Raw genomic sequence first — 14,955 nt, 5'->3', positions numbered from 1 at the left:
TGTCTCCTATTTTATACATAGGTTTTTTTACCCCACATATATATGAAGTATAAACAAATGCAGGAGGCCGGACAAATGCGATTTAGAGAAATGAGTGACAAGGAAATTATAAATGTAAATGAGGGTACACGTATGGGGATTCTGGGACAGACAGACCTAGAAATTGATGAAGTAACTGGACAGATAGAATCATTTATCATACCAAATTATAAGTGGTTTGGATTAGTGAAAGAGGGAGAAGAAACGAAAATACGCTGGAACTCCATCAAGAAAATAGGCGAAGATATGATAATGATTGAAACGGATTATTTCGATAAGTAAACGGATAAATTTCAAGGAGCCCTGTTAGCGATAGAAGGACTATAATTCAAAGGGTCGCCTAGAAGTAAAAGAATTGTTACTTTTATATGTTCAAACGAGAAAAAGGCTAATATCATATGAATGATATTAGCCTTTTTCTCGTTTTTTTTAATCAGACAATCACTCCTAGTGCGGTATCACATAAGCTATAAAGAAAATGATTGAATCGTGTTCAAAAAGAACCTTAGAAATTCGATATTCGATATGTCGTTTTTACGGGCTATTTTGATCACCTTATTATGAGGAATTGGATGTCTGGAGGTATAAATAAATATGAATCAATTAATAGCTGTGATTGGTGGAGATGCACGGTATTTGGAGCTAATCAGGCAATTGAAAAATCTATCTGACACTACGATTATTCTCGTTGGATTTGACAAACTGGAACAGGGTTTTACAGAACTGAATCAAGTGGATTTGGAAGAGTTGGATCAATCGAAATTAGATGCAATCATTCTGCCAATTACAGGTACCGATATGGATGGGAATATCGAGACAGTATTTTCAGATAAGGTGGCTAATCTGAATAAAGAATGGTTCAAAAAATTAAAAAAATCAACCATGATATTTACTGGTATAACCAATGATTATCTATCTTCAGCTGCCAGCGAAGCGGGTACTCGTTTAATATCGCTACTGGATAGAGATGATGTGGCCATTTATAATTCAATCCCTACTGCAGAAGGTACTATCATGATGGCTTTTGAACAAACAGATCATACGATTCACTCTTCACAGGTAATTGTTACAGGATTCGGTCGCGTTGGTAACACTGTAGCAAATAAATTTTCGGCCTTAGGTGCAAATGTATCCGTATGTGCAAGAAGTATAAGAGACTTGGCCAGGATTACAGAAATGGGGCTGCATGCTATCCCATTGGAAAAGCTGTCTGAGTATACGTATAACTGTGATGTGTTAATTAATACGATACCTGCTCCAATTGTTACAAAGGAGGCAATTCAAAATCTCCCAACAAATGGAATCATTATCGATTTAGCATCCAAACCTGGTGGAACTGATTTTGCCTATGCTAAAAAGCGAGGGATAAAAGCGATCTTGGCAAGGAGCCTTCCTGGTATTGTAGCTCCTAGAACGGCTGGTAAAATACTGGCTGATGTCATCACTCAAATTTTAGAGGAAAAGAGGGAATCATAATGAGTCTAAAGGGTAAGCGAATTGGATTTGGTTTAACTGGATCCCATCACACACATAGTCAAGTATTCCCGCAAATTGAAAAACTTGTGATGGAACAGGCCGAAGTTATTCCCATCGTATCCTATACGGTTCAAAATACAGATTCAAAGTTTGGTAAAGCATCAGAACATATCGAGAAATTAGAGAGTATTACAGGGAGAAAGGTGATTCGTACCATTCAGGATGCTGAACCACTTGGGCCAAAATATCCATTGGATATCATGATTATTGCTCCTCTTACTGGGAATTCATTAAGTAAGTTAGCTAATGCACTTACTGACAATCCGGTACTTATGGCTTCCAAATCGACGATGAGAAATCAGAATCCCGTATTACTTGGTGTAACTACCAATGATGCTTTAGGTTTAAATGGCTCGAACTTAATAAAATTAATGAACAGTAAAAATATTTATTTTATCCCTTTTGGTCAAGATGCTCCATATCATAAGCCAAATTCTATGACCGCAAACTTGGATTATTTACAGAAAAGCGTAGAATACGCTTTAAATGGAAAACAACTTCAACCTATTATTATTCCTTATCTCCCTAAAAATATGTTAAAATAAAGAACTATAAGTTAATTATTTACCATTTTGAAGGGAGTCATTACAAATGACAGAGAAAAAAGCATACAATGTTGCAGTTGTTGGAGCAACAGGAGCAGTTGGTCAAAAAATAATGCAACTATTAGAAAATAAGAGTTTCCCTATAAATGAATTGAAATTGCTCTCATCAAAGAGGTCAGCAGGAAAGAAGTTACTATTTGGCAATAAAGAAATAACGGTAGAGGAAGCAACACCAGACAGTTTTAAAGGTGTGGATATTGCACTGTTTTCTGCAGGAGGTTCTATTTCCAAGGAACTTGCACCTGAAGCCGTAAAACGTGGTGCTGTGGTAGTTGATAATACAAGTGCATACCGTATGGATGAGCATGTTCCCCTCGTTGTACCAGAGGTAAATAATGAGGATATTGCAAACCATAAAGGAATTATTGCAAACCCGAATTGTTCCACCATTCAGATGGTAGCAGCATTACATCCGATTAAAAAATCATTTGGAATGAATCGGATTATTGTTTCAACCTATCAGGCTGTATCAGGTGCAGGTGCAAAGGCCACAGAAGAATTAAAAGTCCAGGCACAACAATTTTTAAACGAAGAAGAGATGGAAGCAAATCTCCTTCCTGTTAGTGGTGATAAGAAGCATTATCCGATTGCATTTAATGCACTTCCACAAATTGATGTTTTTGGGGATAATGGCTATACATTTGAAGAAATGAAAATGATTAATGAAACAAAAAAAATTATGCATGATGAAGCTATCTCTGTTGCGGCGACTTGTGTTCGTTTGCCATTCTTTACTTCACATGCTGAAAGTGTTTATATTGAAGTAGATCAAGATGGCGTAGAAGTTGCAGATTTATGGAAAGTATTGGAAGCTGCTGATGGTATTGTACTTCAAGATAATCCAGATGCTCAAGAATATCCAACACCATTAAGTGCAGCAGATAAAGAAGATGTTTTTGTTGGTCGTGTCCGCAAAGATCTTGATAATCCCAAGGGTTTTCATTTATGGGTAGTTTCAGATAACCTTCTTAAAGGTGCGGCATGGAATACGGTGCAAATTGCACAATCATTGATTAAAAATAATTGGCTATAATAGGATGTTCAAAAAGTGTCAATAACAGTGACGGCTTGAACATACGGTATCCGGTAATAATAGAGGTGTTAGAATGCAAGTATTAGTTCAAAAATTTGGGGGAACTTCTGTACAATCAGAAGATAACAGGGAACACGTCATAAAACATATTAAAGATGCTTTAGTAAAAGACTATAAACTCGTAGTCGTCGTATCTGCATTAGGAAGAAAACCAGATCCATATGCAACGGATACTCTATTAGGCTTAGTTGATTATCCTGCCACTGGGACCTCTGTACGTGAACTGGATTTACTAATGTCGTGTGGAGAAATTATCTCTTCGGTGGTTCTCTCCAATGAACTTCAAAAAAATCATATATCCGCAGTTGCTTTAACCGGAGCGCAAGCTGGTTTTTTGACTACAGAGGACTTCAACAAGGCGAAAATAAAAGAAGTAAATCCAGCCCGTATTCTCAAAGAATTTGAAAAAAATGATGTAGTAGTTGTTGCCGGATTTCAAGGTCAGAGCGAAACAGGTGAGGTTACGACGATTGGACGGGGTGGTAGTGACACGAGTGCTGCTGCGCTTGGAGTAGCATTATCGGCAGAACGAATTGAGATATTTACAGATGTTAATGGTATTATGACTGCTGATCCAAGAGTGGTGAAAACCGCCCGTCCGCTGGATATCGTCACATACAATGAAATCTGTAATTTAGCATATCAGGGTGCGAAAGTCATTCACCCACGTGCAGTAGAAATTGCGATGCAAGGTAAGATACCGATGCGTATAAGGTCAACCTATTCTGAGGAGTTGGGAACGTTGGTTACTTCATCAAGAGTTGCTGAACTGGGGACGGATATTCCGGATAGAATGATTACTGGTATTGCACATATATCTTCAATCACGCAAATAAAAGTACAGACTAAAGAATCAGTCTATCGTTTACAATCTGAAGTATTTAAGGCGATGGCAGAAGCAGGAATATCGGTTGATTTTATCAATATTTCACCTAAAGGTGTCGTCTATACTGTGCCTGAATCCCATACTGAAAGAGCAGTTAATATACTTGAAGTTCTGGGCTTTCACCCGGAGATTACAGAAGGTTGTGCTAAAGTTTCTGCAGTAGGTGCGGGAATGAGTGGTGTACCTGGAGTCGCCTCAAAAATAGTTCAAGCATTGACAAATGCAGGGGTGCAAATATTGCAATCAGCGGATAGCCACACAACAATCTGGGTTTTGGTGCATAATAATGATTTAATTACAGCAGTAAATGCATTACATGAAGTTTTTGGCCTTAGTAACTTAAATGAAACAGTTTAATTAAAGCCTTAACGTGAATGTTCAAAATGAAAAAATCTTTGAACTCTCACTTATAGAAGAAAGGTGATTATGAATGAAGTTTGGGCGAGTACTGACTGCCATGGTCACTCCATTCGATAACAATGGAAAATTAGATCTTAAGCAAACAAGTGTTTTAATTGAATATTTACTTGGTAATGGAACAGAGGGCTTAGTGGTGGCTGGAACTACTGGTGAATCTCCGACGATGACAACGGACGAAAAAATCCAACTGTTTAAGCATGTCGTAAAGGTTGTGAATAAAAGGGTACCCGTAATTGCTGGTACAGGTAATAATCATACATCTGCTTCAATAATATTGACAAAAGAAGCGGAAGCATGTGGTGTAGATGCTATTATGCTTGTTACACCATATTATAATAAACCGAGTCAACAAGGGATGTTTGAGCATTTTGCAGCCATTGCAAAGGAAACGGATTTACCAGTGATGCTCTATAATATTCCAGGGCGCTCTGTAGTTAATATGACTGCGGAAACGATTATTAATTTGAGTGCGATTGACAATATTGTTTCCGTAAAAGAAGCAAGTGGTGATCTTGATCAAGTTTCAGAAATCATTGAGCACACGAGAGATGATTTCAGTGTATATAGTGGAGACGATAGCTCAACAATACCGATGCTGGCAGTAGGTGCTGACGGCGTGATTTCTGTTGCATCTCACGTAATAGGAAATGAAATGAATACAATGGTTAATCACTTCTTTGACGGCAGAATAAACGAAGCAGCATCCATGCACCGTATGCTACTACCAACGATGAACGGGCTTTTCATGGCGCCTAACCCATCACCCGTTAAAGCAGCACTTCAAATGAAGGGGATTGAAACAGGAAGTGTACGATTACCTTTACTCCGTCTTACAGATGAAGAAATGGCTAAATTAAAAATTCTTATTGAAGGATGAAAATACCGGCTGAAAGCAGCCGGTATTTTTTGTATATTTACGTTCATACTAACCTTATAACTAGATATAAAGGGAGTGTCCGTAAATGAATAATAATAAAGATCAAAAAGAAAATCCACAACAAGATAATCAGCCAAATGCATCGTCGTTAGTTGAAAAGATTCAGCAATTGGGTCAATCTAATATTCCACAGGCACCTGAAACAAATATTCATGTTCTTTCTATTATTGGTCAAGTCGAAGGACATTTGCAATTACCACCTCAAAATAAGACAACTAAATATGAGCATTTGCTTCCGCAGCTTATAGCAATTGAACAGAATCCAAAAATAGAAGGATTAATTATCCTGTTGAATACCGTTGGAGGAGATGTCGAAGCTGGGCTTGCGCTTGCTGAAATGATCGCATCGATATCTAAACCAACCGTATCCATTGTTCTTGGAGGTGGCCATTCCATAGGAGTGCCAATTGCAGTTGCAACGGACTATTCATTTATTGTACCGTCGGCAACAATGACAATTCATCCTGTAAGGTTGACAGGATTGGTAATTGGAGTGCCTCAGACATTCGAATATCTCGATAAGATGCAAGATCGAGTTATTCAATTTGTTGTGGAACATTCAAATATTAAAGAAGAGAAATTCAAGCATCTTATGTTTGAAAAGGGGAATCTAACAAGAGATATCGGTACAAATGTTATTGGAAAAGATGCCGTAGACTATGGATTGATTGATGCAGTAGGTGGCGTTAAAGATGCAATGAGTAAATTAAATGAATTTATTGGTACACGTACATCAGAGGAAAGTAGTGTTGTACAATGATATTATATACACCTCTAGCACACAACGATATATTCCCAACAGAGATGGATGCATATACCGGTATCGAGAGTGTCTCTTATAAAGGGAGAACTGTATATGCAGAAAGAATGCAGGATGGATCCTACCAGATACAACAATTAATTTCATCTGACCCCCAGGATTTTTTAAACTCGGAATTTTCGCCGGGAAGAATCTTAAACTGAAACTAATTATTACCATGATTTATGATATAATTGCATGTAAGAATACCCTTGTCAATTCGAAGGCAAGGGTTTACTATTCGTATATGTTCGTATAGACAGAGGTGAAAGAATGGCTAAAAAAAGAAAAAGAAAAAGTGCAAAACAAACGAAACTATTGAAATTGGAACTACTTGGACTATTATTTATTTTTCTATCCATATTTGGAAGTGGAGCAAGTGCGATTAGTGATGGTGCGATACCGGGATGGCTCGAATATTTTTTCCAATTCTTCTTGGGAATCTGGTATTTTGTTGCTTCCGTATTCTTGTTTATTACTGGACTATTTTTACTTATTAAAAGAAAGTATCCGAATTACTGGAATAGAAAGATGGTAGGCTTCTATATCTTGTTTGCGGGTATATTGCTGTTTACGCATATTCAGACAATTGAAAGTTTACTAGTATCAGCAGAAAACATCTCCATAATCGGAACGACTTGGAGTAATTTTCTGGCATATATTAATGGGACAGGTACTGCTGTACAAATTGGTGGTGGAATGTTAGGGGCGGTCATTTTTACATTCTGTTATTATTTATTCTCCTTGGCCGGTTCAAAAATTGTTGCTGTTTTCTCCATGTTGATAGGCATTATATTTATTACAGAATTATCTGTAGGCGATCTGTTTTCCAAACTATTTGCTAAGATAAAATTAATGATGACGAAGCAGGCTACAAAGTGGAAAGATGCTAGAGCTGAAAAGAAGCAGCATAAGGATGAGAAACAAATACTACAGGAGGAGACGGTTGTACAAGAAGACGTGCAGCAGGAAGAACCTTTTATAAATGATTTTACGGACATTGCTTATTCCACACAAGAAACGAATACTAATATGGTAAAAGCAGAAGTAAATGAATCTACGAATGAGGAATCGGTAGTGGAAGATGAGGTAGAGCAACCTATGCCAATGACCGCTACGGAAAACTATGACTATGTGCTGCCATCACCTGAATTACTGGCTGAACCTGCGCATAATTCACAGCAACAGGAAAAGTCACAAATAAAAGCGACGGTACGCAAACTTGAAAGAACTTTCCAAAGTTTTGGTGTTAAGGCGAGAATTACAAAGGTTCATGTTGGGCCGGCAGTAACAAAATATGAAATATCACCAGAAGCCGGTGTTAAAGTAAGTAAGATTGTAGGTTTGCATGATGATATTGCACTGGCACTGGCTGCAAAAGATATTCGGATTGAAGCACCAATTCCAGGTAAATCAGCTGTTGGTATTGAAGTACCTAACCAGGAAATTGCAATGGTTTCACTTCGGGAAGTGCTGGATAAAACGTGGAGTAATAAAACTTCCAAACTATTATATGCATTAGGAAGAGATATTTCCGGGGAAGCTGTAGTAGGAGAACTAAATAAAATGCCGCATCTTCTAATCGCAGGCGCAACAGGTAGTGGTAAAAGTGTGTGTGTGAATGGGATAATTACGAGTATTTTAATGCGTGCAAAGCCCCATGAAGTAAAAATGATGATGATCGACCCGAAAAAAGTAGAATTAAATGTTTATAATGGAATCCCACATTTACTAGCACCGGTTGTCACCGATCCGAAGAAAGCATCAAGAGCATTGAAAAAAGTAGTTTCTGAAATGGAAAGAAGATATGATTTATTTTCCGATACAGGAACCCGCAACATTGAAGGCTATAACGAGTATATTCGAAAATATAATTTGAGCTCGGAAGAAACACAGCCTCATCTACCATATATTGTTGTTCTGGTAGATGAGTTGGCAGATTTAATGATGGTAGCTTCCAATGACGTAGAAGACTCGATTACGAGGCTAGCTCAAATGGCAAGGGCTGCAGGGATACACTTAATTATTGCTACACAGAGACCTTCAGTGGATGTCATCACTGGTGTAATTAAGGCGAATATTCCATCCAGAATAGCCTTCAGTGTATCTTCACAGATCGATTCTAGAACCATCCTTGACTCAGGAGGAGCAGAGAAGTTACTTGGTAGGGGAGATATGTTGTTTATGCCAGTAGGATCTTCTAAGCCAACCCGAGTGCAAGGAGCATTCTTGTCAGATGAAGAGGTGGAACGAATTGTTGATCATTGCATTGACCAGCAAAAAGCATCTTATCAGGAAGAGATGATTCCCGAAGAAACAAATGAAGTTGTTGAAGAAGTGGATGATGATCTATATGATGATGCTGTGCAAATGATTACGGAATTGCAGAGTGCAAGTGTTTCCATGCTACAGCGGAGATTCCGAATTGGTTATACACGGGCAGCTCGGCTGATTGATGCCATGGAAGCCAGAGGAATTGTTGGACCGTATGAAGGCAGTAAACCACGTACGGTATTGATTTCGCAATCAACGGAGGAAAAAACATCCTAATAGATTATAAGAGGCAGGCTAATTCGACGTAGTATGATTAGCCTGCCTCTTTATGTCTATAATTGTCAAAAGATGATGATTTTTTTAAGAAATTTATCCTAATTCTATTTATTTATTTTATTAATGGTGGTAATATTAATGGCGGACAAAGAGTCAAACGTCTGAAGTCAGATCTCTTTAATAGCAGCTGAAGGGAAGAGGGGATTTTGTGTCGATTAGAACAGATTCAAGGCACCTTTATTTACAAGTCATTGATGAAATTACAAGAGATATTGAGAATGGCACCTATAGTGAGAATGAAAAACTGCCATCCGAGTATCAGTTGTCTAAACGATTAGGTGTTTCCAGAGCTACATTAAGAGAGGCTTTGCGTATTCTTGAAGAAGATAATATTGTAACAAGAAGGCATGGAGTTGGTACCTTTGTAAATTCGAAACCTATTTTTTCATCAGGAATTGAAGAACTGAAAAGTGTAACACAAATGATTGAACAGTCGGGAAAAATAGCTGGTTCTCAATATTTATCTACAGAAATAGTGGAAGCCACTGATGAAGAAAAATCAAAGTTCTCACAAAATGTTGATACCCTTGCAAAAATTGAGAGAGTTCGAACTGCTGATAATAATCCTGTTGTATTTTGCATTGATAAGGTTCCTGCAAAATTGATACCACTCCACCGTGTGCATGAAGAAGATTCAATCTTTGAACTACTGGAAGAATATGCGAATAAACGGATCTCTTATGCTGTTACATACATTGAACCAATCAGTTATCATGACCGTATATTCAGTATATTGAATTGTGCACCAGATCTATCACTTCTCTTGCTGAAGCAGGTACATTACACAAGTGAAGATGAAGCGATTCTTTATTCAGCTAATTATTTCCGTTCGGATGTATTTAGTTTTCATGTTTTAAGAAAACGAGTATAAAAACCGGACTACATCATAGAGGGGGTGATGAGCGGAAGTAGAAGTGCAGGTTTAATAGAGTGATTCTATTGTCAGAATAATTAACAGTAAATTATATAAGGGGGCTTTTAAATGAAGAATCGTAAATTTATTTTATTGTTTGCTTTACTATTTAGTCTTGGACTCGTATTAGCTGCATGCGGCGGGGGTTCCGATGAAGAAGAAACAACAGATTCAACGAACAGCGGAGATGATGCTGCTACCGAAGAAGAGGGTTCTGCAGAATATAGCATTGCTATGGTAACAGATCAAGGTGGAGTAGATGACAAATCCTTTAACCAATCCGCATGGGAAGGTATGCAAGCATGGGGAGAAGAACATGGTTTATCAAGAGGGAATGGCTTTGATTATGCACAATCAGGATCACAAGCAGACTTTATGCCAAACATTACACGCCTTGTTCGTGATGAATATAGTCTTATCTTTGGTACTGGTTTCCTTTTACAAGAGGATCTTCAAAAAGCTGCAGAACAATTTCCAGATACTAAATTTGCGTTAGTTGACGCTATTGTAGAAGCACCAAATGCAGTAAGTGTTACTTTCAAAGAACATGAAGGATCATTCTTGGCTGGTGTTGCGGCAGCTAGTAAGACAACTACAGACAAACTTGGTTTTGTCGGTGGTATTGATTCGCCTTTAATCAACAAATTCGAAGCAGGATTTATTGCAGGAGCAAAATCTATGAATCCAGCGATTGAAGTAGACGTACAGTATGCTGAAACATTTGATGATCCATCAAAAGGTAAGTTAATTGCTTCCAATATGTACAGCAATGATATTGACATCATCTTCCATGCTTCTGGTGGAACTGGAAATGGTGTATTCAACCAAGCAAAAGATATAAAGCAAAACGATCCAGAACGTGAAATTTGGGTTATCGGTGTTGACCGTGACCAACATGAAGACGGTGAAATTAATGATCAAAATGTTACATTGACTTCTATGATCAAGCGTGTGGACGTTGCAGTGCAGGAAGTTGCTAACATGCTAACAAATGATCAATTTCCAGGTGGAGAAATTTTAGAATTCGGTATTGAAGAAGAAGGAATTGCTATTGCTGAAACAAATACAGAAGCAATGACAGAAGAAATTGTTAATACAGTAAACGAATGGCAAGAAAAGATTCTTAACGGAGAAGTAGAAGTACCGCAAACACGTGAAGAATTAGAGACATTCGAAAGCTCGCTTTAATAAATGAGGAAGAGACTGGGACAAAAGTGTTTTAACCAAAGTAAAATCCGAACATAGTTGGTGCATATATACCGCTACGGAAATACACTACGCTTTCCGCGGGCGCTGCTGAGCCTACTCCGAGCTATCGCTCTACGTAGTCTCACCTAGGCTTTTCATCCCGCAGGAGTCTCCGTGTATTTCCTTCGCTATTATGGCGAAATGTTCGGCTTTGAGTTAAACACTTTAGTTATGTCCCAGGCTCTTCTATCATGTTACATAAAATCTTCAACTAAAGAGGATCTGTATAATAAGGTCCTTTTTGTTTGGTGATTTTATTAAAATAATACCATTAAAAGATATATTAGATGATAAAGGGGTGAACATGGTGGAGTATGTGATTGAAATGTTGAACATACGAAAAGAATTTCCAGGTATCGTTGCGAACGATAACATTACGGTTCAGCTTAAAAAAGGTGAAATCCATGCTCTTTTAGGAGAGAATGGTGCAGGGAAGTCCACCTTAATGAATGTTTTATTCGGTTTGTACCAGCCAGAGCAAGGAGAGATAAGAGTCAAAGGTGAAAAAGTAAATATTACGAACCCTAATATTGCAAACGAATTAGGAATAGGAATGGTGCATCAGCATTTTATGCTTGTTGAACCATTTACGGTAACTCAAAATATTGTGCTCGGTAGTGAACCTACCAAAAAGAGTGGAGTTATTGATATAGAAAGGGCAAGAAAAGATATTAAAGAGATCTCCGATAGGTATGGTCTGAAAGTAGACCCCGATGCCAAAATAAGTGATATATCTGTTGGAATGCAACAACGTGTCGAAATTCTAAAAACGCTTTATCGAGGTGCTGAAGTACTTATATTTGATGAACCTACCGCAGTACTGACACCTCAGGAAATACATGAATTAATGGATATTATGCGATCTCTTGTTAAAGAAGGAAAATCCATCATTTTAATTACCCACAAATTAAAAGAAATTATGGAAGTCTGTGACAGTTGTACCGTAATCCGCAAAGGAAAAGGTATTGGTACGACAGATACTTCCACTACGAATGTAAATGAACTTGCTTCCTTAATGGTTGGTAGGGAAGTTAATTTCAATACGGTAAAAACAGAATCCCATCCAAAGGAAACGGTACTTAAAATAGAAAATCTGGTAGTGAAAGATTCTAGAAAAGTAGATCTCGTCAAAGAGCTTAATCTTGAAATTCGTGCTGGTGAAATTGTTGGTATTGCAGGGGTAGATGGAAATGGGCAATCAGAATTGATTGAAGCTATAACGGGACTAACCAAATCCGTATCAGGGAAAATAGAACTTAAATCTAAAAATATCACGAATAAAACCCCAAGAAAAGTCACTGAAAGTGGTATTGGACATATACCTCAGGACAGGCATCGATTTGGACTCGTTCTAGACTATTCAATAGGTGAAAATATGGTTCTCCAAACCTATTATAAAAAGCCGTACTCCAAAGCGAAAGTATTGAATTATAAAGAAATTCTAAATAAGGCAGAGAAATTAATCCAAGAATATGATGTGCGTACACCTAGTGTACATACACCAGCAAGAGCACTATCAGGTGGTAATCAGCAAAAAGCAATCATTGGTCGGGAAGTGGATCGTTCACCAGACTTACTGATTGCTGCGCAGCCTACTAGAGGTCTTGATGTTGGTGCAATCGAATTTATTCATAAAAAGTTAATCGAGGAGCGGGATAAAGGAAAGGCAATCCTTCTTGTCTCTTTTGAACTGGATGAAATTATTAACGTAAGTGACCGAATAGCGGTAATGTTTGACGGTAAAATTGTAGCTGAGGTTAAACCGGAAGAAACAAATGAACAAGAGCTCGGTCTGTTGATGGCTGGCAGTAAGGTAAAGGCGGGTGAATCCAATGTTACAGAATAAATTATTTACCGTTCTAGTGCCTATTATTTCCGTTTTTCTTGGCTTGCTTGCAGGTGCAATTATCATGCTCGTTTCCGGATTTAATCCAATTGAAGGATACACTGCCTTATGGAATGGAGCTTTTGGGGATTCTTATACCCTTGGTGAAACGATAAGAAGAACGACACCATATATTTTGACAGGTTTATCAATTGCATTTGCCTTCCGCACCGGTTTATTTAATATTGGTGCTGAAGGTCAGGTAATTGTTGGTTGGCTTGCAGCAGTGTGGGTAGGGCTTGCAGTCGATGCTCCAATGTATATTCATTTACCGCTTGCTATCATCGCAGCAGGAATAGCGGGCGCATTTTGGGCCTTTATCCCGGGTATACTGAAGGCCAAACTTGGAGTGCATGAAGTTATTGTTACGATTATGATGAACTATATTGCATTATTTATAACTAATGACATTATAAGAAATGTATTAACAGATCGCCAAACCACAACGGAAGCAATTCCTGCTTCAGCTTCATTGGCATCGGATTGGTTGCAAAGTATTACATTTTATTCCCGTGTTCACTATGGAATACTAATCGCTTTATTTGCTGCTGTAATGATGTGGTTTATTATCCAGAGAACAACGATTGGCTATGAGTTGAAATCTGTTGGCTATAACGGGCATGCTTCTCGATATGCCGGAATGAATGTAAGTAAAAATATAGTGCTCTCGATGGTTATAGCGGGGACATTTGCAGGGTTGGCAGGTGCCATGGAAGGTTTGGGAACCTATGGAACCATTTCTGTTATGTCTGGATTTCCGAATATGGGCTTTGATGGTATAGCCGTTGCCTTGCTTGGTGCAAATACTGCGTTAGGTGTTGTACTTGCAGCATTTCTGTTTGGGGCATTAAAAGAGGGTGCTGGTGAAATGCCTACTGGTGCTGGTGTGCCAACTGAACTTGTAGATATCATTATTGCTTTAATCATTTTCTTTGTAGCATCTAGCTATATTATTCGCTGGGTATTACTGCGCTTTAAAAAGGAGGGTAAATAAATGTTAGATATATTGCAGTCTGTTATCCCTACAGCATTATTTTACTCTGCACCTTTGATATTTACTGCATTAGGTGGTGTATTCAGTGAACGGTCTGGGGTTGTAAACATTGGTCTGGAAGGATTAATGGTAATGGGAGCATTTGTCGGAATTGTGTTCAATTTAACTTTTTCAGATGTGCTTGGTGTTTGGACGCCCTGGGTTTCCATCATCGTTGCTATGGTAGTGTCTGCAATCTTTTCGATTATTCATGCTGTTGCATCGGTTTCGTTCCATGCAAGTCAGGTCGTCAGTGGTGTGGCAATCAACATGCTGGCATTAGGTATCGGTGTATATTTAACGAAACAATGGTACGGAAAAGGTCAGACAGATATGGTGAATCAGCCTTTTTATACAACCAATATTCCAATTTTGTCTGATATTCCAATTATAGGTTCTATCTTTTTTGAAGGTATCTATATTACTTCTTATATAGCAATTGCTTTTGCCTTTATTGCATGGTTTTTATTGTACAGGACGCCATTTGGCTTGCGTCTACGTGCAGTAGGTGAACATCCGATGGCAGCTGATACAAATGGTATCAATGTACCTAGGATGCGCTATATTGCTGTGATCTTGTCCGGAGCACTCGGAGGAATTGGTGGATCGGTATTCGCTCTTACGATTGCTTCCAATTTCTCGCATTCAACTATTGTTGGACAAGGATTTATGGCATTGGCCGCAGTTATTTTTGGTAAATGGCATCCTCTTGGTGCAATGGGTGCAGCATTATTTTTCGGCTTTGCCCAAAGTTTAAGTGTTATTGGATCAAGTATTCCCTTGCTTGAAAATGTACCGCAAATATTCCTTTTGATTGCGCCATACGTGTTAACTATTTTGGCACTTGCAGGTTTTATCGGACGTGCTGAAGCGCCAAAAGCAAATGGCGTACCTTATATTAAAGGTAGTAGATAAACACATTATGAATTTAGAATAACTTTTAACTGACTT

14 protein-coding genes are annotated in these 14,955 nt (G+C 38.2%); all 14 read left to right on the top strand.

Going from position 1 to position 14,955, the window contains the following annotated elements:
- Nucleotides 1-75 precede the first annotated feature (75 nt).
- The 14 genes from ACFOUV_RS04635 (at nucleotide 76) to ACFOUV_RS04570 (ending at nucleotide 14,919) form a co-directional block, all read left to right on the top strand.
- Nucleotides 76-321: a YlmC/YmxH family sporulation protein gene (locus tag ACFOUV_RS04635; RefSeq protein ID WP_379495581.1), complete on the top strand. Its 246-nt coding sequence runs from the start codon at nucleotides 76-78 to the stop codon at nucleotides 319-321.
- Between the two features lie 312 nt (nucleotides 322-633).
- A complete protein-coding gene (dpaA, locus tag ACFOUV_RS04630) occupies nucleotides 634-1,515 on the top strand; it encodes a dipicolinic acid synthetase subunit A (RefSeq protein WP_379495580.1) in 882 nt (293 codons plus the stop codon).
- Nucleotides 1,515-2,120: a dipicolinate synthase subunit B gene (gene dpaB, locus ACFOUV_RS04625; protein WP_379495579.1), complete on the top strand. Its 606-nt coding sequence runs from the start codon at nucleotides 1,515-1,517 to the stop codon at nucleotides 2,118-2,120. Before dpaA ends, dpaB begins: the two co-directional genes overlap by 1 nt.
- Before the next feature lie 46 nt (nucleotides 2,121-2,166).
- Nucleotides 2,167-3,213, top strand: coding sequence for an aspartate-semialdehyde dehydrogenase (gene asd, locus ACFOUV_RS04620; protein WP_379495578.1), 1,047 nt, complete (start codon nucleotides 2,167-2,169; stop codon nucleotides 3,211-3,213).
- 73 nt (nucleotides 3,214-3,286) lie between these two features.
- On the top strand, nucleotides 3,287-4,516 hold the full coding sequence (gene dapG, locus ACFOUV_RS04615) for an aspartate kinase (protein WP_379495577.1): 1,230 nt from the start codon (nucleotides 3,287-3,289) through the stop codon (nucleotides 4,514-4,516).
- A gap of 73 nt (nucleotides 4,517-4,589) precedes the next feature.
- Nucleotides 4,590-5,456: a 4-hydroxy-tetrahydrodipicolinate synthase gene (gene dapA, locus ACFOUV_RS04610; RefSeq protein ID WP_379495576.1), complete on the top strand. Its 867-nt coding sequence runs from the start codon at nucleotides 4,590-4,592 to the stop codon at nucleotides 5,454-5,456.
- Nucleotides 5,457-5,541: 85 nt separating this feature from the next.
- Nucleotides 5,542-6,276: a ClpP family protease gene (locus tag ACFOUV_RS04605; protein WP_379495575.1), complete on the top strand. Its 735-nt coding sequence runs from the start codon at nucleotides 5,542-5,544 to the stop codon at nucleotides 6,274-6,276.
- A complete protein-coding gene (locus tag ACFOUV_RS04600) occupies nucleotides 6,273-6,479 on the top strand; it encodes a YlzJ-like family protein (RefSeq protein WP_379495574.1) in 207 nt (68 codons plus the stop codon). Before ACFOUV_RS04605 ends, ACFOUV_RS04600 begins: the two co-directional genes overlap by 4 nt.
- Nucleotides 6,480-6,588: 109 nt before the next feature.
- Complete coding sequence (locus tag ACFOUV_RS04595; RefSeq protein ID WP_379495573.1) at nucleotides 6,589-8,865, top strand: FtsK/SpoIIIE family DNA translocase; 2,277 nt, start codon at nucleotides 6,589-6,591, stop codon at nucleotides 8,863-8,865.
- 208 nt (nucleotides 8,866-9,073) lie between these two features.
- Nucleotides 9,074-9,796, top strand: a complete 723-nt coding sequence (locus ACFOUV_RS04590; RefSeq protein WP_379495572.1) for a GntR family transcriptional regulator — start codon at nucleotides 9,074-9,076, stop codon at nucleotides 9,794-9,796.
- 111 nt (nucleotides 9,797-9,907) lie between these two features.
- Nucleotides 9,908-11,026 carry a BMP family lipoprotein gene (locus tag ACFOUV_RS04585; RefSeq protein ID WP_379495571.1) on the top strand — a complete coding sequence of 373 codons (1,119 nt, stop codon included), beginning with the start codon at nucleotides 9,908-9,910 and terminating at the stop codon, nucleotides 11,024-11,026.
- Between the two features lie 367 nt (nucleotides 11,027-11,393).
- A complete protein-coding gene (locus ACFOUV_RS04580; protein ID WP_379495760.1) occupies nucleotides 11,394-12,932 on the top strand; it encodes an ABC transporter ATP-binding protein in 1,539 nt (512 codons plus the stop codon).
- Nucleotides 12,919-13,965 (top strand): ABC transporter permease, encoded by a 1,047-nt coding sequence (locus ACFOUV_RS04575; protein ID WP_379495570.1) that lies wholly within the window; start codon nucleotides 12,919-12,921, stop codon nucleotides 13,963-13,965. The genes ACFOUV_RS04580 and ACFOUV_RS04575 overlap by 14 nt, the downstream gene beginning before the upstream one ends.
- Nucleotides 13,966-14,919, top strand: coding sequence for an ABC transporter permease (locus ACFOUV_RS04570; RefSeq protein WP_379495569.1), 954 nt, complete (start codon nucleotides 13,966-13,968; stop codon nucleotides 14,917-14,919). It begins immediately after the preceding gene.
- The last annotated feature ends 36 nt before the right edge of the window (nucleotides 14,920-14,955 follow it).

This window comes from Oceanobacillus longus (genome assembly GCF_042650085.1).
Classification (GTDB): Bacteria; Bacillota; Bacilli; order Bacillales; family Amphibacillaceae; genus Oceanobacillus; species Oceanobacillus longus.
Note: the sequence above shows the minus strand (reverse complement) of the source record. Positions and strands in the feature narration are given on the sequence as shown.

Bases quoted from the DNA above. Each gene is read 5' to 3' on its own strand.
- ACFOUV_RS04635 (WP_379495581.1), top strand. From the start codon at position 76: ATGCGATTTAGAGAAATGAGTGACAAGGAAATTATAAATGTAAATGAG.
- dpaA (WP_379495580.1), top strand. From the start codon at position 634: ATGAATCAATTAATAGCTGTGATTGGTGGAGATGCACGGTATTTGGAG.
- dpaB (WP_379495579.1), top strand. From the start codon at position 1,515: ATGAGTCTAAAGGGTAAGCGAATTGGATTTGGTTTAACTGGATCCCAT.
- asd (WP_379495578.1), top strand. From the start codon at position 2,167: ATGACAGAGAAAAAAGCATACAATGTTGCAGTTGTTGGAGCAACAGGA.
- dapG (WP_379495577.1), top strand. From the start codon at position 3,287: ATGCAAGTATTAGTTCAAAAATTTGGGGGAACTTCTGTACAATCAGAA.
- dapA (WP_379495576.1), top strand. From the start codon at position 4,590: ATGAAGTTTGGGCGAGTACTGACTGCCATGGTCACTCCATTCGATAAC.
- ACFOUV_RS04605 (WP_379495575.1), top strand. From the start codon at position 5,542: ATGAATAATAATAAAGATCAAAAAGAAAATCCACAACAAGATAATCAG.
- ACFOUV_RS04600 (WP_379495574.1), top strand. From the start codon at position 6,273: ATGATATTATATACACCTCTAGCACACAACGATATATTCCCAACAGAG.
- ACFOUV_RS04595 (WP_379495573.1), top strand. From the start codon at position 6,589: ATGGCTAAAAAAAGAAAAAGAAAAAGTGCAAAACAAACGAAACTATTG.
- ACFOUV_RS04585 (WP_379495571.1), top strand. From the start codon at position 9,908: ATGAAGAATCGTAAATTTATTTTATTGTTTGCTTTACTATTTAGTCTT.
- ACFOUV_RS04575 (WP_379495570.1), top strand. From the start codon at position 12,919: ATGTTACAGAATAAATTATTTACCGTTCTAGTGCCTATTATTTCCGTT.
- ACFOUV_RS04570 (WP_379495569.1), top strand. From the start codon at position 13,966: ATGTTAGATATATTGCAGTCTGTTATCCCTACAGCATTATTTTACTCT.